This is a genomic window from Oceanobacillus sp. FSL W8-0428, assembly GCF_038004405.1.
Taxonomy (GTDB): domain Bacteria; phylum Bacillota; class Bacilli; order Bacillales; family Amphibacillaceae; genus Oceanobacillus; species Oceanobacillus sojae.
On the sequence record NZ_JBBORB010000001.1, the window covers coordinates 4,163,873 to 4,183,720 of the forward strand.

Consider the following 19,848-nt stretch of genomic DNA (forward strand, 5'->3'; position numbering starts at 1 on the left):
AAGCTTACCTGAGATTTATTAAACCAGTGCCTGTTGTGCATCTTTAACAACTTGTTCTAAATTAATGTCTTTTGGCATTTCTTTATTCATCCATCTAAAATGTGCTAAAAATTCAATATTCCCCTCAGTCCCTTTAATAGGTGAATAAGTCAAATCCACTAAAGTAAATGAAACATCAGCCGCATAATTTACTGTTTTTTCTAGAACCTCCAAATGAATAGAAGGTTCTCTGACAATTCCTTTCGCACCAACCTGGTCTTTAAAAGCTTCAAATTGGGGTTTTATCAAGGCAATAATGTCATTTTTTTCATTTAGCAATGTGGCCAGGACCGGGAAAATATGCTTTAAAGAAATAAAAGATACATCAATAGAAGCTACCTCAGGAAAACCGGATGTTAATATATCTGGTGTAACATGCCTGAAATTTGTTCGTTCCATCTCGATAACACGAGGGTCATTGCGAAGCTTCCAGTCTAATTGATTATAACCGACATCAATGGCATAACATTTTTTTGCACCATTTTTCAATGCACAATCCGTAAAACCGCCTGTTGAGGAGCCAATATCCATAAATATTTTATCTGAAACATCCACAGAAAATGATTGAAGAGCTTTTTCAAGTTTATATCCGCCACGGCCAACATACTTTAAACGCTTGTCCTTAATCCGCAATGGCGTCTCAACTGGAAGCAGGCTGCCAGGCTTATCGATACGTTCCTCTCCAGAATAGACCAGTCCTGCCATAACAGCACGTTTTGCTTTCTCAATATCTTCTGCAAGTTCCCTTTCCACCAATAGCTCATCAATTCTTTTCTTTTTCTTCATAGACCTTTTCCTTTTCGTTTTTTTATCCATGTTCAAAGGTTCCACTGAAGCAGAAAGTCCTTTTCCAGGTGTATCATTTTTATTGGGATTTTTCGAATTTTCTATTTTAATGATCTCTTTGACTAAAGTAATCCGTTAATGCTTTTAAAAGTGAATCTTCTGCATCAGCTAACTTTAAGCTTTCATAAGCTTTTTGAACATATTTTTCTTTTTGTTCTATAGCGCCACCCAGCCCTAATAATTTAGGATACGTGCTTTTTTCATTTAATTCATCACTGCCTACCGGCTTACCCAGTTTTTCTTCCTCGCCGGAAACATCAAGAATATCATCCTGAACCTGAAAAATCAGTCCCAGATAATACGCATATTGCTTCAAATAATGTAGCTGTTCATCAGTAGCATTTGCTAAGTATGCTCCTGCAAAAATAGCAAAACGAATGAGTTCGCCCGTTTTTAAAGCATGGATTTCTTCCATTGCTTCTAAAGAAACAGATTGCTTTTCCGCCTCCATATCAAGAATTTGTCCGCCAACCATTCCTTTAGGTCCGCTGCAGACAGCTAATTCTTTGGCCAGGACAATTTTCTCTTCTGAAGTAAGTAATGGATCATCTAAAATCAGCTCAAAGCTGTAGGTTAACAACGCGTCGCCGGCGAGAATAGCTGTGGCTTCATCAAACTTTTTATGATTCGTTAACATACCGCGCCGGTAATCATCATTATCCATTGCCGGCAGGTCATCATGAATAAGTGAATAGGTATGTATCATCTCCAGGGCAATAGCTGATGACATCACTTTTTGAACATCCTGGCCGTATACCTCATAACTTGCCAATAATAAAATTGGACGTAATCTTTTCCCACCGGCATCTAAGGAATAAAGCATGGACTGTTTTAAATTAGCAGGTATCTCAAGCTTATCAAAGCGGCTTGTATATGCTTTTTGAAGTTCTTCACGGTAATATTCCAGATAAGCTTGCAATCGTTTATGCATAATCTTATTTTTCCTCCTCTACATCAAACGGTTCCAGTTCTCCTTGTTCGTTTAAAATATGAACCATTTTTTCCTGTACATTTGTTAATTTCTCATTACACAGCTTAGAAAGCTTCATTCCGTCATGATAATATTCGATTGCCTTTTCAAGGGGAACATCACCTTCTTCCAGCATGGTTACAATGTTTTCCAGTTTCTCCATAGCCTGCTCAAAGGTTAATTCATCATATTTCTTTTCTTCCGCCACTGTCATCGGCCTCCTTTATCTTTTGTACTTCCGCTTGAACATATCCATCTTTCAGCCTTACATCAATTTGGTCGCCCTGATTCACTTCCTTGATGGATTTGATTACATTACCTTCCTGGTTATAACTGATCCCGTAGCCTCGTGCCATAATTGCAAGCGGGTTTACCAGTGCTAATTTATTTATTGCAGTCTGCAGCTCACGTTCTGAGCTTGTAAACAGCTGTTTCATGGATCTGTTCAGCTGTGCTGTTAATTTATTATTATTATCAGCTTCGATTTTTATTTCTTGCTCCGGATGCTGCATACCCAATCTTTTTTTCAAGTGTGTGTAACGGAGCTGTTTCTCTTCCACCCGGTTTTTAAATGACCTGTTAAGAGTATCCAGCATACTATCAAGCTCTTGTTCCTTCTGTGCAATCAGCTGTTTAGGATATTTAAATGCATAGGTTTGGCTTAAACGTTCTAAACGCTTTGAATACATTTGTATATCTGTTCGCATTACCTGAGTCAGACGCTGTACAAAATACGATACTTTATCAAGCTGTTCTGTTTGCGATGGAACAGCCAATTCAGCTGCTCCTGTTGGTGTAGGAGCTCGTAAATCGGCTACAAGATCTGCAATTGTTGTATCCGTTTCATGCCCTACAGCAGATATAACCGGGATGCTCGAATCGTAAATCGCTCTTGCAACTGCTTCTTCATTAAAACTCCATAATTCTTCAATAGATCCACCGCCGCGGCCGACAATCAAGACATCATACTCATCTGGAAATGCGTTTGCATACTGAATAGCTCTTACAATTGAACTGACAGCCTGCGGCCCTTGTACAGATACAGGCAGAACTGTAATCTTCACGGAGGGTGATCTTCTTTCAATCGTTGTCACAATATCACGAACAGCCGCTCCTGTCGGCGAGGTAATAACACCGACATGATTCGGATAGGCAGGAATCTTCTTTTTCTGATCATCAAGAAATAAGCCTTCTATTTGCAATTTTTCTTTCAATTGCTCAAAGGCCTGGTATAGAGCACCGATGCCGTCTGGTTCCATTTCACGGATATAGAGCTGATATTGACCGCTTGCCTCATATACGCTTACCTCTCCACGAATAAGCACACTCATGCCATTTTCTGGACGAAATAATAGCTTGCTGTTATTTGAAGAAAACATAACTGCCTGAATACGGGCATTATCATCTTTAATGGTCATATACATATGCCCGCGGCTATGGTGTTTAAAGTTTGATATTTCCCCACGCAGCCATACCTGACGTAAATGTGGATCCGTATCTATTTTACGTTTCACATATCTGGTCAGGGCAGTAACCGTTAAATAGTTGTCTTTCACTTTTCAGACAATCCTTTTGCTGCTTTAATAGTATTTTTTAAAAGCATCGTAATGGTCATCGGACCGACACCGCGGGGAACAGGAGTAATATATGATGCTTTTTCCTTGGCGCTTTCAAATTCTACATCGCCTGTCAGTTTTCCATTATCCATGCGGTTAATTCCAACATCAATAACAACTGCCCCTTCTTTCACATAACTTCCATCAACAGCATGCTCTCTGCCCATTGCAACGACCAGAATGTCTGCTTCAGACGCAATTTCACGGAGGTTCTTCGTACGGGAGTGGCAATATGTAACTGTAGCATTTCTCTCTAACAACAATAATCCCATCGGCTTCCCGACAATATTACTGCGTCCAATAATTACTGCACGCCTTCCTTCTATTTCAATATTTTTAGATTCAAGCATCGTCAGAATTCCAAAAGGTGTGCAGGGTAAAAAGGTTTCTTCTCCATTTACAAGCTTTCCAATATTAATCGGGTGAAAACCGTCCACATCTTTTAAAGGCGAGATAGCATGAATAACCTTTTGTTCATCAATATGGTCAGGCAATGGTAACTGGACAAGAATTCCGTGAACTTCTTTATCATTATTCTGTTTTTCAATAACCTGTAACAGCTCCTGCTCTGATACTGATCCTGGAAGCTCAATCAAGCTGGACGATATCCCCGTCACTTCACAGGCTTTTTCTTTCCCTTTTACGTAAGACTTTGACGCAGGGTTATCTCCTACTAAAATAACAGTCAAATGAGGATGGATACTCTCTTGCTTCAAAGCTTCTACTTCTTGTTTCATCTCTTCTTTCAGCTGGTCGGATAGCTCTTTTCCATTTAATATTTCTGCAGTCATATTTGCTCCCCCTTAAGAAATAACCTTTGATAATACTCCATTGATAAATTTACCGGATTGTTCATCTCCAAATGTATGTGCCAGCTCAATTGCTTCATTAATCGATACATTAGGCGGAATATCCTCCATGTATAATAATTCATAAACTGCCAGCCTTAAAATAGTACGCTCTACTGCTGCTATACGTTCGAGCGACCAATTTTCCAGGTTTCCTGCTATTTTTGAATCAATCGTTTCTTTATAAGTAATTACTCCTTCAATCAGCATAGTCAGGAATACATCTTTCCGTTCTTCTTCCTTCAGTGCTTCCATTGCCAAGCTTATTTCATCTTGATTCATATCTAATTGAAAAAGCGTCTGAAATGCCTTTTCTCTAGCTTTATGTCGGTTCATCACGCAGCTCCTCTACATTCTTTCATTTACTGTTAAAATCATAACACGTTTCCCTTATTTTTGGCTAGGATACAGTATACCCGCTTTTTTTGATAATAATTTAAATCTGATCAGAAAATAAAAAAAACGTGTATACTTCCCCAACAAAAAGGAAACACAGAATATTAACCTGTGTTCCCCTTTGTTGACCAAATGTATATTTATACATCTTCTTTATTTCATACTTAGAATCGTATGATGAGGCAAGAGTCTAAGGATAATTGTTTTAAACTATACAATCTCCTGATTTTCCATTTGAATACCTGCTACATGAACATTTACTTCTTCAACCTGGATAGATGTCATGGTATAGACATTTTGCTTAATATTAGTCTGCAGCTTTGTTGCTACTTCCGGAATCGATTTTCCAAACTTAAGGATTACATAAATATCAATAATAGCTCCATTATCTGTTAGCTCAACACGTACACCTTTGCCATGTGACTTCTTCCCAAATTTTTCAGCAACACCCGTTGCAAAGTTACCATGCATCGATTTTACGCCATCTACTTCCGTTGCAGCTATTCCTGCAATAACTTCAAGCACTTGCGGTACAATTTGTACGCTGCCTAAGCTGTCATCCTCAAGAATATCTAATAATAATTGATCGCTCATTGCCTTCACTCCTTATTTGCTATCCTCATCTTCCCTTTCCTGGATGATCGGATATTCAGTTAAGAAATTCGTATTGAAGTCTCCCTCTTTAAACACAGGGTGGCTCATAATTTGATATTGGAACGGAATTGTCGTGTGTACTCCCTCAACAACAAATTCTTCTAACGCACGCTTCATACGTTCTACAGCTTCTGCTCTGGTAGAAGCATAAACGATAAGCTTAGCAATCATGGAGTCATAGTATGGCGGAATTCTATAGCCGCTATATGCGCCGGAATCAACCCGAACTCCCAGTCCGCCCGGCGGGAGATACATTTCGATTTCTCCTGCAGAGGGCATGAAATTCTTATAAGGATCTTCTGCATTGATACGGCATTCAATAGAGTGCCCTTCAAGAGTAACCTCTTCCTGGGTAAATGCCAGCTCCTGACCCTCTGCAATACGAATTTGTTCTTTAATTAAATCCACTCCAGTAACCATTTCCGTTACAGGGTGCTCTACCTGAATACGAGTATTCATTTCCATAAAGTAAAATTCTTCTGATTGTCTGTCAAAAATATACTCAATGGTTCCGGCCCCGACGTAATCCACAGCCTGGGCCGCTTTTACAGAAGCCTCTCCCATACGGCTGCGAAGTGTTTCATTAATTGCAGGTGACGGAGATTCTTCCACAAGCTTTTGCAGGCGGCGCTGAATAGAACAATCTCTTTCTCCGAGATGTACGATGTTCCCATGTGTATCAGCCAATACCTGAATTTCCACATGTCTGAAATCTTCTATATATTTTTCAATATAGACACCTGGATTACCAAAGGCTGTTTCAGCTTCTTTTTGTGTCAGCTCCATTCCCTTTATTAATTCTTCCTCTGAACGGGCTACACGAATTCCTTTACCGCCACCGCCGGCAGTTGCTTTAATAATAACAGGATAACCTATTTCATCGGCAATTTGTTTTGCATGGTCAATGCCGTCTACAATTCCCTCTGATCCAGGAACAACAGGAACATCAGCAGATTTCATCGTTTCTTTGGCAACATCCTTGATACCCATTTTTTGAATAGCTTCAGGTGTAGGACCGACAAACGTAACATTGCATTCTCTGCAAATCTCTGCAAAGTCAGCATTTTCTGCCAGGAATCCATATCCCGGATGTATTGCATCCGCCTCCGTTGACAATGCAACACTCATAATATTAGTTATGTTTAAATAGCTGTCCTTACTTAACTTCGGGCCGACACAATATGCTTCATCCGCTAACTCAACATGTAACGATTCCTGGTCTGCTTCAGAATAGATTGCAACCGTCTCAATGCCCATCTCCTTACAGGCGCGGATAATTCGGACAGCTATTTCTCCACGATTGGCAACTAATAGCTTTTTAATCAATTATTCCATCCCCTTACTTCTTCTTTACTCTAAATAACGGCTGGCCATATTCTACAAGCTCACCATTTTCAACTAAAACTTCCACGATTTCTCCATTAGTTTCAGCTTCAATTTCATTAAATAATTTCATCGCTTCCACAATACATACAACCGTGTTTGTATTCACCGCGCTGCCTTTTGTCACAAAAGGATCGCTGTCCGGCGAAGAAGAAGCATAAAATGTCCCAACCATCGGGGAAACAATTTCATAATCATAATCAGCCGAAGCCTGAGGTGTTTCTTCTGCTTTCGTTTCTGTTTGAGCACTTGCTTCAGGCTGCGGTTTTTGAACCGACGGAGCTTGAGGTTCAGCTGTAATTTGAGGCTGTGTTTGAACGGTAGTAGTTACAGAACCTGTATTTTTTTTCATAGCTATTACTGCACCGTTTGCCTCATAGGAAAATTCTGTTAACGATGATTTATCGACCATTTCAATAATTTCTCTAATCTCATCTACTTGTAACATATTGGCACTCCTCGCTTCGATTAAAATCTTTTTTTAGTATTTCATATTGGCTGTTTCATTACCTTCTAATATATTACGATAAAATGAATAAAAACTTCAAGTCTACCGCAAATACTATCTTGTTATTATAACAGTTATAGCCCGATAATGTTGGTTTTAACTATATTTTTAAAACTCAACTTTCGCACCTAAAAAAATAACTTGCTTATCATAGAGACAGGTGTTGATCATTCCTTCCATCTATCTCTTGACATAGCATAAACTCTATCTAGAAAGAAGGTAACATGTAAGGCTACCGCTGCGGCGAACCGTTTTGCTTTCCTAGGGGCACGCTCTTCAGCTAACTTTTGCCAAGAAGAGCACTTGGCAAAAGTGGATCTTCAGATGGTGCTAATCCCTCAGGAGTCAAAACGGTCCGCCTCTGCTGGAAGGGGGCTCTATACTGTTTAGTACAACTGAGTCAATAGAAATTAGACCAGTTAAAAACATATTTTTCGGGGCATAAATAAAAATGTCCGGTCACGATTACTTTCTATTCATGAAAGCTATTCCCGATATTTACTATCCATGCCGTATTATTATTTAAATTGCAAATCAACCATTTAAAACACTAAAAATAATCTTTTCAACAAGCAAAAAGCAATTATTTCATCCAACCCTATCCAGGATATGATTTCTTTCATGCGCTGTAGTAACCTAACTGAGCGCAGACCAACCACGTAGACTCCTATGGGAACAGGGCGAGCTTCAGCTAACTTGAAAAGCGGTTTTCTTTTCAAGTTAGCTGAAGCCGTCCCCATGGAAAGCGTAGTGGTTGGTCGGAGCGGAGCTATACACAATCTCCATTTCAATAGAAGGATGATTTAACAAAATGCAAGCAGGATAATAAAGAACATGTTCATCCTGGAATAGGAAGGTATAGATGCTTATTCTCAGGTACGAAAGTTGAGTTGAAAATAAGAAAAACCAGCAGTTCAGGGGCTGCTGGCTTCAGATTTTATTTACCTGTCGGCTGGAAATTAACTTCTGTTACAATATCTCTTCCAAATTCATCACGAACCATCTGCATAATATTTGCTGCTTCTGTATTAGATAATTCTTCTGTTTTCACATGTACATGTACTTTCTCACCATCGGAGCGGACAAGAATATCTTCATATTCTGTAGCAGCCAGAAGTTGTTGCTGAATAAGGTTTTCTTTAACCGATAGTTCCTCTAAGCTGTCAATTTCCTGCAGTGCTTCATCCTTTTCAGTTGGTGATGCATTTGCTGAAGCCACTACATCTGTTAACTGACTTTTTTTCCTGCTGCGTTCATCCTGGATTTCCATTCGGATGGTTGTAAATAATTCATCACTATCTACATTTTCTATATTCTCCACTTCGATGTCTTCTTCAGATTGCGTTGCCGGCACCGCATCTTCTGTGGCTGTTTCTTGTCCATCATTTACAAAAGCTAAATCATTCCCATTTGACGAAAAAATATAATACACACTTAAAACAACCATCAAGCTTAACATTGTCAGTAACCATACTGTTTGTTTTTTTAACATACATTCTACCTCCTTAATTTTTAGCCATTACTGAAATTTTATGTGAAGGGACATCTAACACTCTTGATACTGCTTCAATTACTTGACTTTTAATAGATTGACTTTCCATCCCTTGTCCAATAATAAATACGCCCCGCACTTCTGGCTGTTTTGTTTGTACAAGTAAAGGGGTTTCCTGATCTCCCTGCCGGTAGAGCACCACCTGATGATCATCTGTCTGATCCTGCACTACTCTGGAACCTCCATTGCGATCCGTTTCATCTGTTGTCTGCTGACCCGTTGTCCGATTTTTTTCATAAACCTGCTCACTGGTTGCCTCTAAATTAATCATTACTTCCGTTTCTGAAATACCATCCATTTGATTCAGCATACTGGCCAGCTGCTCACCCAGCTCATTTTCCAATTCTTTTACTTCTCCATTCATCGACTGAGTTGCTGCTTCTTCAGAAATCTCTATCTGCGTATCATCATAAGGAACCGGCTGCGCCTCTTGTTCTGGCTTCAGCAGGTTACTGATAACCATAATCAGAATTCCCACTAAGCCTAAGATGACAATAAACCCGATTTTTTTAGAGGGCTGTTTTTGTTCTTTCCCGGAAACTTCCTCATTACTATTGGCCTGTTTTAAAAAAGAAGTTAGTTTATTTTTCAAAATCCCTCTCCTTCCCAATAGACCGTTATTTCTTTATCTTCAATCTCCCAAAGCTCTCTTAAACTGTTCTCAATCTCCTGAAACGATTCTTCTGCATGCTCTTCCTCCTCGTGGTCCCATTCAATAACAACATCCTCAACCGTATTCATCGCTCCTTCCCCTGGTTCTGATTCTGTTATATAGACAATGACCTCTGTCAGATCCTCATAAGTTAAGGAATCCGTTACAGCAAATTGGAAATCAATAGATGTAATCTCTACGGCAAATTCCTCTTTTAACGATTCCTCTGCTATTTTTTCCAATTCAATAGCCATTTGTTTTAAAATATATGCATCTTGTCCATTTTCTATTTCATTTTTTTCAAAATCTATTTGATTTTCTATCGATGACTGATTATTAAACTGACTCTCAATTCGGTTCATAGAGCTTGATATGGCCGCATTTATGTCCGTATTAAATAAATAAAAAACAGGCTGAAGAAGAATCAAAATTAATATTAAACTAATAGCCAGCCGGACATATTTTTGCAAATGGTTGGCAGGGATAAGCAAATCAATCACAGAAGCCAGAATAATAAATAAAATAATTTGTGTTACCCAATCTGTAAATATTCCGATTCTTATCACCCCTATCGTAGTAAAACGGTTAAATTACTTGCTGCCACAATAATGACAATACCCAGCAGGAACATAAGTGATACAGCCAATAAACAGGCTAAGATAAACAAAATATACGTGCTTACAGTATTCAGGCATTGGACAATAGGTCCGCCGCCGAGGGGCTGCAAAATAGCAGCTGCCAGTTTATAAATAATTGCGATTACTCCCACCTTCAAAGCTGGAAAAGCCACAATAAATAAAATAATAAAAAGACCGATCATGCCGACAGCATTTTTTAAAATAAGTGAAGCGCTGAGGATAGTATCAGCTGCATCTGTAAAGGTTCGTCCTAACACAGGTATAAAATTTCCTGTTACAAATTTTGCTGTCTTTATTGCTACCCCGTCCTGAATTGCTGTTGCAGTACCTTGGACAGAAATAACGCCCAGGAAGATCGTTAAAAAAATCCCCAGACTGCCAACCGCAACATTTCTAAAAAGATTTGCCAAATGAGTAACTTTATAGTGGCTATTTAAACTGCTTATAATAACCAGCATCGCTGAAAGAAACAATAAAGGTAAAATAAAGGTTGAGATAAATACACCGCTAAAGTGAATAAAAAAAATAATAACCGGATGAAAAAAAGAGACAGAAATCACGCTTCCAAAGCTCGCCATCATCCCCAGCACCAGAGGGAGGAGCGCAATCATAAAGCTTTGCATGGTATCAATAGCTTCTTTGGTATAGGAGGTTGCCAAATAAAAACTGTTCAATACAATAAATAACAGGACTAAAAATACAACAAAATAGGCAACCTTGCTGACAGTTGTCTGTTCAAATGCTGACTGAATAGATTGCAGTACAACCGCAAATAATGTCAGCATTAAAAGAGTGCCAAGGAGTTTTCCGTTAATAATCAGTTCATGCAGGAGATAACGTAAAAAATATAACAGGATGTCCTGTATTGATATGCTATCTCCATTTTTTATCCATTCATAGATGCTGATTTTTTGTAAATCAGGCAAGTTATCACCGTATTCCGTTATCAGCTCATCCCAATAGGATTGAATTTCATCTAATGAAATCTCATCTAATAATGTATTTTGAAGCGTTTCCTCTTCTTCTGCGGTAATGGGATCTTCAACCGGGTTATCCTCTGCTGCAGCAACAATTGGAATGCCTTGAACAGCTATAAAAACAATGAATAACATACATAGCTTCTGGAGTAATTTGGCAGGTCTTATACACAATATGGATACTCCCTTTCCTGGCCTCGTTTTCTTTCGCCGGTCAAACATTAGGGATGAAACCGATAATCGCTTCAATGACAGCAGTAATAATCGGGACGGCAAGTAATAAAATAAATATTTTCCCTGCTAATTCAATATACTTTGATACAGAATTCAGACCGGCGTCCTTCGTCAAATGTGCCCCGATTTCTGCAATATAGGATATACCGATGATTTTTAAAATAGTTGTTAAATAAAGTCCCTGAACGTTTGCCTGATCTCCCAGCTTCCGAATTGTTTCAAATATTAACTGAATTTGCTGGATTATGGAGAAAAAAATAACAATACCCGTAATAAGAATAATTAAAAAAGCAATGGAACCGTGTACTTCTTTTAGAAGGATATATAGTAAACTTGCTAAAACGCCTAGAATTGTAATTTGGAGAATATCCATGTCCAATCTCCTTAAAATAGAAATACAGACCTGATCTGCTGAAATAAATCTGACAGCCCGTTAACTACAATGAGCAGAACGAGTATAAAACCAATTAGCGTGGCAAACTGTGCAATTTCTTCTTTCCCCATTTGTTTTAAAATCGTATGGATAAGCGCAACAATAATGCCTATACCAGCAATCTGAAATAGAATTAATGCATCTACAAACATGTCCTTGCCCCTTCCTTCATGCCACAAATTTTCTTTAAAGTACGTGTTCAAAAAGCCCGGTAAATAGAACTTTTTGAAAAAATAAGAAAGTATATAAAAATGCTGAAGAATAGCCGTTCCAACGGTTTTCATGGGACAAGTAATCTTAGCCCCCCAGAAATACACTACGCTTTCCGTGGGCCCCGAGCTCATCTCCTTGATAAAGAAGACTTAGTGATTGGCAAGCCGACAGGCGCAGACATAGCTAAAGCTGCACTTATGCCCTTGGGTGGGACTACGATTACTCGTCCCACCGAAGAGCTTTTGCGATTACTCGCCCCATCAAAAACCGTCGTAGCGGACACCTCCTCGGCAAGAACACCAGTATTTTATAGTCCAAGTGATTTTCTTGTTTTTTCTTAACATCTTCTTAAATAAACAAAAGTGCCAGAAAGATACCGCATAAAAGACCTAATACATTTGACAGCCTTCCATAGGTATTAAAACGTTCTGTGGCATTTTTCCATTGCTCTTCCAAATAGAGATTCGTTAATTTTAAATGCTTTTGCTGCTGCTCAATATCATGCTGGCCAAGTGTTCTGCCAAATTGAATCAATATCTCCATCTCACTTTTTTGCAGCGAGGATTGTCCGATTAATTTTTGGATACATTCTTCCCATATCTCATCGAAATCCTTTTCTTTATTTTTCAATGCGTCAGCCAGCTCTTGATAAAACATAGCTATTGGATTTGGTAATTTCTTCGCAATAATTTGAAATGCTTCCTGTAATGGAACCTGGCTGTATACCATTTCTGCCTCTAATATCTGAAGCGACTGTAAAAATAATTGAATATGCTTTGGACGCTGTTTTAACGCTCTTCCCCATTCCCATCCAAGAGCCGTAGACATACTAATTAAAAGTAGTACGCCAATCCATTTCAATTTCACCACCTCTTTGCCTGGTGCTGATCTGCTTACCATCTCTGTCAAAAGCATGAATAAGCCTACCAATCCTTTTTCCTTGTCCCAGAAGTAAAAATCGTTCAAAAATAGATTCCTGTAATATTTTTTTCATGGTTGGACGGCGGAATAAGTCAGCTATATCATTCGCATGTATCGTACAAATAACCTTCACTCCTGCCTGTGATGCCTCTATAATCGCTTCAACATCCTTTTCCGCACCTATTTCATCAACTACAAGAATATCGGGGGATAAGGTGCGAATAGCCATCATCATTCCTTCTGCTTTCGGACAAGCATCTAAAACATCTGTACGCATTCCTATATCATGTTGTGGAACCCCGCGGATAGATGCTGCTATTTCCGAACGTTCATCAATAATCGTTACTTTTTTTGAGCGGTTCGAATGAGAACCGCTGGCTATCTGCCTGCAGATATCTCGTATTATCGTTGTTTTTCCAGACTGCGGTGCACCGAGAATCATTGTATGATGATAAGCGCCGTCATAAATATAAGGCATCAGAGCATCTGCACATCCTTTTTTTTGCTTGGCAATACGGATATTAAAAAAAGATACCGGTTGAATCGCTTTTACTTTTTGATCCGAAGTTATAATTCCTCCTGCAATACCAACACGATGCCCGCCCTCTATCGTAATGAAGCCATTACGCAGCTCTTCCTCCATCCGATATAATGAATATTCACTCAGCTGATTTAAAATATATACAGCCTCTTTCTTTGTAGGTAATGGCTTGTCCAGCCAGCGAACAGACGAATCAAAAATAAACTCTATTTTTTGATGAACACGCACCCGGATTTCTTGGAGCTGTAGCCATTGATCACCTGCTAAGTCTTCTATCGCTGTTTGCAAATTTGGTGGAAAAAGCCGCAAAATCTCATGCATCATAAAACCCCGCTTTTTTGAAAAATACATAATCAGCTTGTTTTACTTAGAGATATATGATTTTAAAATGAAATTATGCCCCCCGGGGCTGGAACCAAATGATGCTCTTTGTAAAGAAAGCTTTATGTTACGGAGAAATGTTGAAGGAGAATACAACTGCTATTTTTTTCGCAAAAAAAAAAGAGGCTGGGACAAAAGCCAGTAAAAATAGAAAAAGTGACTTTCTACTATGATTTTAAGTAGGAAGTCACTTTTTTAATTTGATTAAAAAATGAAATAAACGTACAAAAAAAGGATACCTTCTGATAAAGTTAAAGTACCACTACAAAAACAGAATCGAGGTATCCTTATGTTTAAATATTATAACGTAAATCAAGTCGTTTTGCCATTAGATTTCGAGATGAAATTACAAGAAAATGATATTGCTTATACCATCCATGAATTTATCGAACAGATTCCAGAAGAAGCTTTCACCGGTTTTACCCGTCAAACAGGCTGTCCCGCCTATCACCCGCGTATGATGATGAAAATTATTTTATGTGCTTATACCCAGTCGGTGTTCTCTGGCCGAAAAATCGAAGCATTATTAAAAGATAGTGTGCGAATGATGTGGCTTGCGCAAGGATATGAGCCGAGTTACCGTACTATCAACCGTTTTCGTGTGAATCCAGAAGTAAAAGAACTATTGCGTCAGTGCTTCGTCCAATTTCGTTGTCAGCTGGTGGAAAAAGAGTTGATCGATGCGGAGGCTATCTTTATTGACGGGACCAAAATTGAAGCCAATGCCAATAAATTCACCTTTGTCTGGCGAAAATCGATCGAGCGTTATCAAACGAAACTTGTAGAGAAGTCCCATGCCCTCTATGAAGAATTAGTGGAAAAAGAAATTATTCCAGAAATCAACCGGGAAAACCCGGAAGCTCTATCGACGCAAGAACTTCAACAGATGGCAGCGAATTTGGATAAGTCAGTCCAAACGTATACGAAACAAATCGAATCGATTGAAAAAGCACAAGACCGAAAAGCCCTGCGTTCGGAACGAAAGCAGCCAAAACAAGCCTTAAAACAGGTGCACGATTTCATCTGTCGTCAAGAAAAATATGAAGAAGCCTTGGAGATTTTAGAAGAACGTAACAGCTATTCCAAGACGGATCACGACGCAACCTTTATGCGATTGAAAGATGACCATATGAAGAACGGACAGTTGAAAGCTGCTTATAATGTGCAATTGGCAACAGAAGGACGTTACGCATTAGCCTATGATATTTTTCCGAACCCTACCGATACACGAACGCTGATTCCTTTTTTAGATCGTATTGAAAAGGATTATTTTGCGTTGCCTGATGTCCTCGTAGCTGATGCGGCTTATGGAAGTGAACAGAATATAGAAGATGTCACCCTGAACCGGTTACGAACTGCCTTGATTACCTATAGTATGTACCGCAAAGAGAAGAAGAAAAAATATAAAAATAATCCCTTTAACACCGCTAACTGGGATTATGATGCCGAAATAGATGCCTTTACTTGTCCAAATGGTCAAGCTGTTACTTATCGCTATAACTCCAAACGCACAGACAAGTATGGTTACCAGCGACAATTTAAGGTCTATGAATGTGAAGATTGTACAGGCTGTCCTTTGCGAGAGCAATGTACCAAGGCAAAGGAAGGTAACCATCGGAAAATATTTTATAATGAAAAATGGGAAGCACAAAAGAAAATGATACGAGAACAGCTTTCAAATGAAGAAATGGGCAAGCTTTACGGAAAACGTAAGATAGATGTGGAGCCTTTCTTTGGATTTTTGAAGGCTAATTTGGGTTTCACTCGTTTCTCTGTACGAGGAAAATCCAAAGTGGATAATGAATTGGGATTCGCCTTAATGGCAGTGAATCTGAGAAGATACACTGCCTCTAGCTGCTTTTTTATGTATCTACTTATAAATGATTTCAAAAAAGATGGATTTCACATCAAAACCCAATGTGAAATCCATCTTTTCATTATTTTTGGCTAGTTATGTCCCAGCCTCTTGTACTATTTAAAATTTATGCTCTGGAAACATATTTTCCATCTGCTGTATTAATAACGAGAACGTCACCTTCATTAATAAAGAACGGGACTTGTACAGTATGTCCAGTTTCTAATGTAGCCGGTTTTGAACCGCCGCTTGCTGTATCACCTTTAATCCCCGGCTCTGTTTCTGTTACTTGAAGCTCAACGTTGTTTGGAAGATCAACACCGATAATTTCGCCTTGGTAGGTCACAACAGAAACTTCCATATTCTCTTTAATAAATTTCAATTGATCTTTAATTTGATTCTCAGGAATTTCAATTTGTTCATAAGTAGCTGTATCCATAAATGCATGAGAATCACCGGAAGCATATAAATACTGCATTTTGTTATTCTCAATATGTGCTTTGCCTACTTTTTCACCGCCACGGAATGTTTTTTCCTGAATATTTCCATTACGCAGATTACGAAGCTTAGAACGGACAAAAGCCGCACCTTTACCAGGCTTTACATGCTGGAATTCAAGAACCTGCCAAATATCATTGTCCACTTCAATTGTTAAGCCTGTTTTAAAATCATTTACTGAAATCATGTTTTTTCCTCCTATACCTTATAGCTGTATAAATTCTTTGGGAGCAAACGTCAGCCGCTCATTACCACTATCTGTAATAACAATATCATCCTCGATACGACAGCCGCCTAATCCCGGAACGTAAATTCCCGGTTCTACCGTAACTACCATACCCGTTTTTAAAACTGCTTCAGACCGGGATGATAATCCAGGGCCCTCATGTACTTCCATTCCTAAAGCGTGACCTGTTGAATGACCGAAACGTTCGCCAAATCCTTTTTCCGTAATATAATCCCGGGTTAAAGCATCTGCCTCTTTCCCGGTCATACCTGGTTTAGTTCCTTTTACTCCACGAAGGTTCGCCTCTAATACTATATCATAAATTTCGCGTAACTCTACAGAAATTTCTCCTACAGCTACCGTTCTTGTAATATCAGAGCAATACCCATCATATAATGCACCATAATCCAGTGTCACAAGCTCACCTTCCTGGATTTTTTTTGTTGATGCAACACCATGCGGCAGAGCAGAACGCAAGCCTGAAGCAACAATTGTATCGAAGCTTGAGGAGGTTGCTCCCTGTCTGCGCATAAAAAATTCCAGTTCATTCGAAATTTCAATTTCCGGCACACCAGGCTGGATAAATGATTGAATATGCGCAAATGCATCATCTGCAATTTTTGCAGCTTTTTTCATAACCGCTAATTCATCATCTGTTTTAATCATACGCAATGCTTCAATAATTCCTTCTACGGGAACTAATTCTTGAGAAAATTGATGTTGATATGTTTCAAATTGACTATAAGTCGTATAATTTTTCTCAAAAGCCAATTTCTTTACGCCCAGCTTGTCTATTTGATTCGCGATTTCTTGATTCATACCATGTTTATGTTCCACAATTTCAAATGCTTCTGCCTGTTCAGCAGCTTGCTCTGTATAACGAAAATCCGTAATAAATATTGCTTTATCTGCTGTAACCAATGCCGTTCCGGCTGTTCCAGTAAAATTAGTAATGTAACGTCTGTTATAAGGACTGTCAACAATTATTGCATCAACTTTATTCTCTTCTAATTTTTCACGTAAGCGATCAATTTTCGTCAAAAAACTTCATCCTCTCCAAAATCTCAAGTTTCATAAGTAATTTTATCATATATATATTACTTTGAATAACCTCTGATAGGAAAATTCTAGCTTTTTTCAATTATATCTTCAGTCTGCTTAGAATCCATATAATCATAAGAAATAGAATAACCGATAAATGTTCCGTATAGAATAAATAAACATATTGTGGTAACCCAGGTATTCATCGACCACTCCATCACAGCAGGAATATCATTAAATATCGGATGAAATAAAATAAACAGAATCACCCATAAAATAAAACCGTAAATTATCCCAACCCACATATATTTTATTTTTTTGAGAATCAAATAATAAAGACAAGCAATCAGCAAAGAGACCGCTCCCGCCAGAATGGTTGTAAATAAAATACCGAGCCATGTATCTGTCCACTCTGCAGATACCCAGGAAGTTAACAGATAATATTTCGGAGTAACCTCCAGAAAATTGAAATAATACATAGCACTTGCAAGTAAACTGAATAAAACTCCTCCAATAAACCCTGTGTACATTGATTTTTTTAATACTGATTCCTCATTGTCCTTTAGTTGTTGTTTCTTTGACATACGTCTCATCATCAAACACCTCCATTCTCTATTATGGCCAAATAATAAAACTAGTATGATTGGATAATCTTTTGAACATCTGTGGGAATATTTTTCATGAAACAGGGAATAAATAATTAATAGGCAAATAAATTTCGCGTGTTGCAGCAATTTCTATATTGCTCTAAGAACCTGAGTGAACTTTGAAAAAGGTCCTTAACAGGCATACTCTATCAAGATATGGTAAAATATAAGTAGAATACAATGTGTGAGAAAGGAGGATTTCAATTGAGAAATAAAGCAGTATCTATTTTTGTTTACTTGATAATTGCTTTTGCAGCATTTGGTTTAATTTCCCAGTTATTTGGAAATACAGCTGCGTTTTTATCAAGGCTATTAATTTCGATTGGAATAGGAGCAGCTATTTTTGGATTGGTTTATTTCTTTCTCATACGCAGGCAGCAGCCTTCCGGACGGCAGCAGGATAATATGAAAAAATACAAGCAGGCTGTTAAACAATCCAAATCAAAGTATGGTCGTCAAAACGCCGTGACAACTGCCAGCAATCAGAAACCAGGACAAAAGAAAAAGAGTACCAGGAGAACGAGCCATTTACGGGTTATTGAAGGTAATAAATCAAAGAAAAAGAATCGTGTTTCTTCTTAAACAGACTTGTTAAATTACAAACTTTTGCAGGAGCTTAGATACTAAGCTCCTTTTTACATATACATGGTTTCCTCTCTAAGTGAAGAAGACTGTCAATATCATATCTTTCCAAAAACGTATTTAATGCGTTTTTTGCAATTTATCCATTAGACTCGTTTGAATATTAAAGATAACCTAACCACTCCAGGTGCGTAAAAAGCTTTCACTGGATTCTTTCCCGATTTGCCGCAGCTTCTCTCTGCTTTCTTCTGTAATATTAAAATTCATAGAGCTCACTTCAGGAGTAGGTACAAAAATAATATGGTCCGCCTGTGATTTTGATATATAGCGATTATCATGTGCCTGCTTCATTGTTGCGAAAAGGCGGGGAAACATATTGAGAGCATTTCGAATTTCGCGGGGTTCCATGGATGTAGATGTGTCTGTCAGTTTCACGCCAATTACAGGACGAGCTTTCTTTTTCTCATCTTCAGCAAAAATCCATAATGGAAAATTACTAAGTAAACCACCATCGACTATAACGCTTTTTTCTTTATTTTTACCTTGGATTCTTTTTGGCATAAAAAAATAAGGAAATCCTGCACTCATACGAATAGCAGCAGCTACAGAAAAAGTTTCTGGCTGTAGTCCGTAAACTCTTTCTAAATCATCTGGAATAACTATCAGCTTCCCCAGAGATAAATCACTGACAACCACTTTTAACACACCTGGCTTTAAATCACCGAATTGATATATATTCTGTCTGGCTAACGCTTCTCCCAGCCACGCTTCCAGCTTCTCCCCTTTGTATAGCCCTAATTGATAATAAAGAAACAACCACTTTGTCACTGGCAATACCTTTGATAACCATGGCGGATCAGCTAATTTCTCAACATCCAATGTTTTCATTAACTCTTTAATATCTTTATAGTGATACCCTGCAGCCAGGAACCCTGCTATAATAGCACCTGCAGAAGTCCCTGCTGCACGTTCTACCTGCAGATTTTTCTCTTCCCAGGATTCTAACACGCCAACATATGCAAACCCCTTCACTCCCCCGCCAGAAAATACAGCATCAATTTTCATGACATCGCTCCATCCCTTATAGGTGCTTATTGATTTATACGTTTATTGGCTTGTTTATTATGCTTCTTCCACTTCAGGGATGGATTTAATTAGAAATTTAAATGCATCAAAAAAACCAGTCATTTCTTAGAA

23 protein-coding genes are annotated in these 19,848 nt (G+C 38.4%); 2 read left to right on the forward strand and 21 right to left on the reverse strand.

Going from position 1 to position 19,848, the window contains the following annotated elements; translation table 11 throughout:
* Positions 1 to 18: 18 nt before the first annotated feature.
* The 17 genes from MKY30_RS19970 to spoIIIAA form a co-directional block, all read right to left on the reverse strand.
* A complete protein-coding gene (locus MKY30_RS19970) occupies positions 19 to 825 on the reverse strand; it encodes a TlyA family RNA methyltransferase (RefSeq protein WP_147210408.1) in 807 nt (268 codons plus the stop codon).
* A gap of 106 nt (positions 826 to 931) precedes the next feature.
* Positions 932 to 1,816 (reverse strand): polyprenyl synthetase family protein, encoded by an 885-nt coding sequence (locus MKY30_RS19975; RefSeq protein WP_147210407.1) that lies wholly within the window; start codon positions 1,814 to 1,816, stop codon positions 932 to 934.
* 4 nt (positions 1,817 to 1,820) lie between these two features.
* Entirely contained in the window at positions 1,821 to 2,069 is a 249-nt protein-coding gene (locus MKY30_RS19980; RefSeq protein WP_147210406.1) for an exodeoxyribonuclease VII small subunit, read from the reverse strand.
* Positions 2,041 to 3,411 (reverse strand): exodeoxyribonuclease VII large subunit, encoded by a 1,371-nt coding sequence (gene xseA / locus MKY30_RS19985; RefSeq protein ID WP_341085185.1) that lies wholly within the window; start codon positions 3,409 to 3,411, stop codon positions 2,041 to 2,043. The genes MKY30_RS19980 and xseA overlap by 29 nt, the downstream gene beginning before the upstream one ends.
* Positions 3,408 to 4,262 carry a bifunctional methylenetetrahydrofolate dehydrogenase/methenyltetrahydrofolate cyclohydrolase FolD gene (gene folD / locus MKY30_RS19990; protein WP_147210404.1) on the reverse strand — a complete coding sequence of 285 codons (855 nt, stop codon included), beginning with the start codon at positions 4,260 to 4,262 and terminating at the stop codon, positions 3,408 to 3,410. Before folD ends, xseA begins: the two co-directional genes overlap by 4 nt.
* A 12-nt stretch (positions 4,263 to 4,274) precedes the next feature.
* Entirely contained in the window at positions 4,275 to 4,655 is a 381-nt protein-coding gene (gene nusB, locus MKY30_RS19995; RefSeq protein WP_147210403.1) for a transcription antitermination factor NusB, read from the reverse strand.
* Between the two features lie 270 nt (positions 4,656 to 4,925).
* Positions 4,926 to 5,309, reverse strand: a complete 384-nt coding sequence (locus tag MKY30_RS20000) for an Asp23/Gls24 family envelope stress response protein (protein ID WP_147210402.1) — start codon at positions 5,307 to 5,309, stop codon at positions 4,926 to 4,928.
* 12 nt (positions 5,310 to 5,321) lie between these two features.
* Positions 5,322 to 6,695: an acetyl-CoA carboxylase biotin carboxylase subunit gene (gene accC / locus MKY30_RS20005; RefSeq protein WP_341085186.1), complete on the reverse strand. Its 1,374-nt coding sequence runs from the start codon at positions 6,693 to 6,695 to the stop codon at positions 5,322 to 5,324.
* Between the two features lie 13 nt (positions 6,696 to 6,708).
* Positions 6,709 to 7,200, reverse strand: a complete 492-nt coding sequence (accB, locus tag MKY30_RS20010) for an acetyl-CoA carboxylase biotin carboxyl carrier protein (RefSeq protein WP_147210400.1) — start codon at positions 7,198 to 7,200, stop codon at positions 6,709 to 6,711.
* Between the two features lie 997 nt (positions 7,201 to 8,197).
* Positions 8,198 to 8,752 carry a SpoIIIAH-like family protein gene (locus MKY30_RS20015; protein WP_147210398.1) on the reverse strand — a complete coding sequence of 185 codons (555 nt, stop codon included), beginning with the start codon at positions 8,750 to 8,752 and terminating at the stop codon, positions 8,198 to 8,200.
* 13 nt (positions 8,753 to 8,765) lie between these two features.
* Complete coding sequence (gene spoIIIAG / locus MKY30_RS20020; protein ID WP_147210397.1) at positions 8,766 to 9,404, reverse strand: stage III sporulation protein AG; 639 nt, start codon at positions 9,402 to 9,404, stop codon at positions 8,766 to 8,768.
* On the reverse strand, positions 9,401 to 10,030 hold the full coding sequence (gene spoIIIAF, locus MKY30_RS20025; protein ID WP_246145123.1) for a stage III sporulation protein AF: 630 nt from the start codon (positions 10,028 to 10,030) through the stop codon (positions 9,401 to 9,403). The genes spoIIIAG and spoIIIAF overlap by 4 nt, the downstream gene beginning before the upstream one ends.
* A 2-nt stretch (positions 10,031 to 10,032) precedes the next feature.
* Complete coding sequence (gene spoIIIAE / locus MKY30_RS20030; protein WP_156987649.1) at positions 10,033 to 11,214, reverse strand: stage III sporulation protein AE; 1,182 nt, start codon at positions 11,212 to 11,214, stop codon at positions 10,033 to 10,035.
* 79 nt (positions 11,215 to 11,293) lie between these two features.
* A complete protein-coding gene (gene spoIIIAD / locus MKY30_RS20035) occupies positions 11,294 to 11,686 on the reverse strand; it encodes a stage III sporulation protein AD (RefSeq protein ID WP_147210395.1) in 393 nt (130 codons plus the stop codon).
* An 11-nt stretch (positions 11,687 to 11,697) separates the two neighbouring features.
* Positions 11,698 to 11,898, reverse strand: coding sequence for a stage III sporulation protein AC (gene spoIIIAC, locus MKY30_RS20040; protein WP_042534715.1), 201 nt, complete (start codon positions 11,896 to 11,898; stop codon positions 11,698 to 11,700).
* 409 nt (positions 11,899 to 12,307) lie between these two features.
* Positions 12,308 to 12,820: a stage III sporulation protein SpoIIIAB gene (gene spoIIIAB, locus MKY30_RS20045; RefSeq protein ID WP_147210394.1), complete on the reverse strand. Its 513-nt coding sequence runs from the start codon at positions 12,818 to 12,820 to the stop codon at positions 12,308 to 12,310.
* A complete protein-coding gene (gene spoIIIAA / locus MKY30_RS20050) occupies positions 12,789 to 13,745 on the reverse strand; it encodes a stage III sporulation protein AA (protein WP_246145121.1) in 957 nt (318 codons plus the stop codon). Before spoIIIAA ends, spoIIIAB begins: the two co-directional genes overlap by 32 nt.
* A 346-nt stretch (positions 13,746 to 14,091) precedes the next feature.
* On the opposite strand from spoIIIAA, the gene MKY30_RS20055 reads away from it, so the two are divergent.
* On the forward strand, positions 14,092 to 15,753 hold the full coding sequence (locus tag MKY30_RS20055) for an IS1182 family transposase (protein WP_341083566.1): 1,662 nt from the start codon (positions 14,092 to 14,094) through the stop codon (positions 15,751 to 15,753).
* A gap of 31 nt (positions 15,754 to 15,784) precedes the next feature.
* Here MKY30_RS20055 and efp read toward each other — a convergent pair whose 3' ends face one another.
* From efp to MKY30_RS20070, 3 genes are all read right to left on the reverse strand, one after another.
* Positions 15,785 to 16,342 carry an elongation factor P gene (efp, locus tag MKY30_RS20060; RefSeq protein WP_147210393.1) on the reverse strand — a complete coding sequence of 186 codons (558 nt, stop codon included), beginning with the start codon at positions 16,340 to 16,342 and terminating at the stop codon, positions 15,785 to 15,787.
* Between the two features lie 18 nt (positions 16,343 to 16,360).
* Positions 16,361 to 17,422: a M24 family metallopeptidase gene (locus tag MKY30_RS20065; protein WP_147210392.1), complete on the reverse strand. Its 1,062-nt coding sequence runs from the start codon at positions 17,420 to 17,422 to the stop codon at positions 16,361 to 16,363.
* Between the two features lie 86 nt (positions 17,423 to 17,508).
* Complete coding sequence (locus tag MKY30_RS20070; RefSeq protein WP_246145120.1) at positions 17,509 to 18,018, reverse strand: YqhR family membrane protein; 510 nt, start codon at positions 18,016 to 18,018, stop codon at positions 17,509 to 17,511.
* 255 nt (positions 18,019 to 18,273) lie between these two features.
* Here MKY30_RS20070 and MKY30_RS20075 point away from each other — a divergent pair, with 255 nt between their 5' ends.
* Positions 18,274 to 18,651 carry an SA1362 family protein gene (locus MKY30_RS20075; protein ID WP_147210391.1) on the forward strand — a complete coding sequence of 126 codons (378 nt, stop codon included), beginning with the start codon at positions 18,274 to 18,276 and terminating at the stop codon, positions 18,649 to 18,651.
* A gap of 174 nt (positions 18,652 to 18,825) precedes the next feature.
* On the opposite strand, the gene MKY30_RS20080 is transcribed toward MKY30_RS20075, so the two are convergent.
* Positions 18,826 to 19,716 (reverse strand): patatin-like phospholipase family protein, encoded by an 891-nt coding sequence (locus MKY30_RS20080; protein WP_147210390.1) that lies wholly within the window; start codon positions 19,714 to 19,716, stop codon positions 18,826 to 18,828.
* Positions 19,717 to 19,848: the final 132 nt, after the last annotated feature.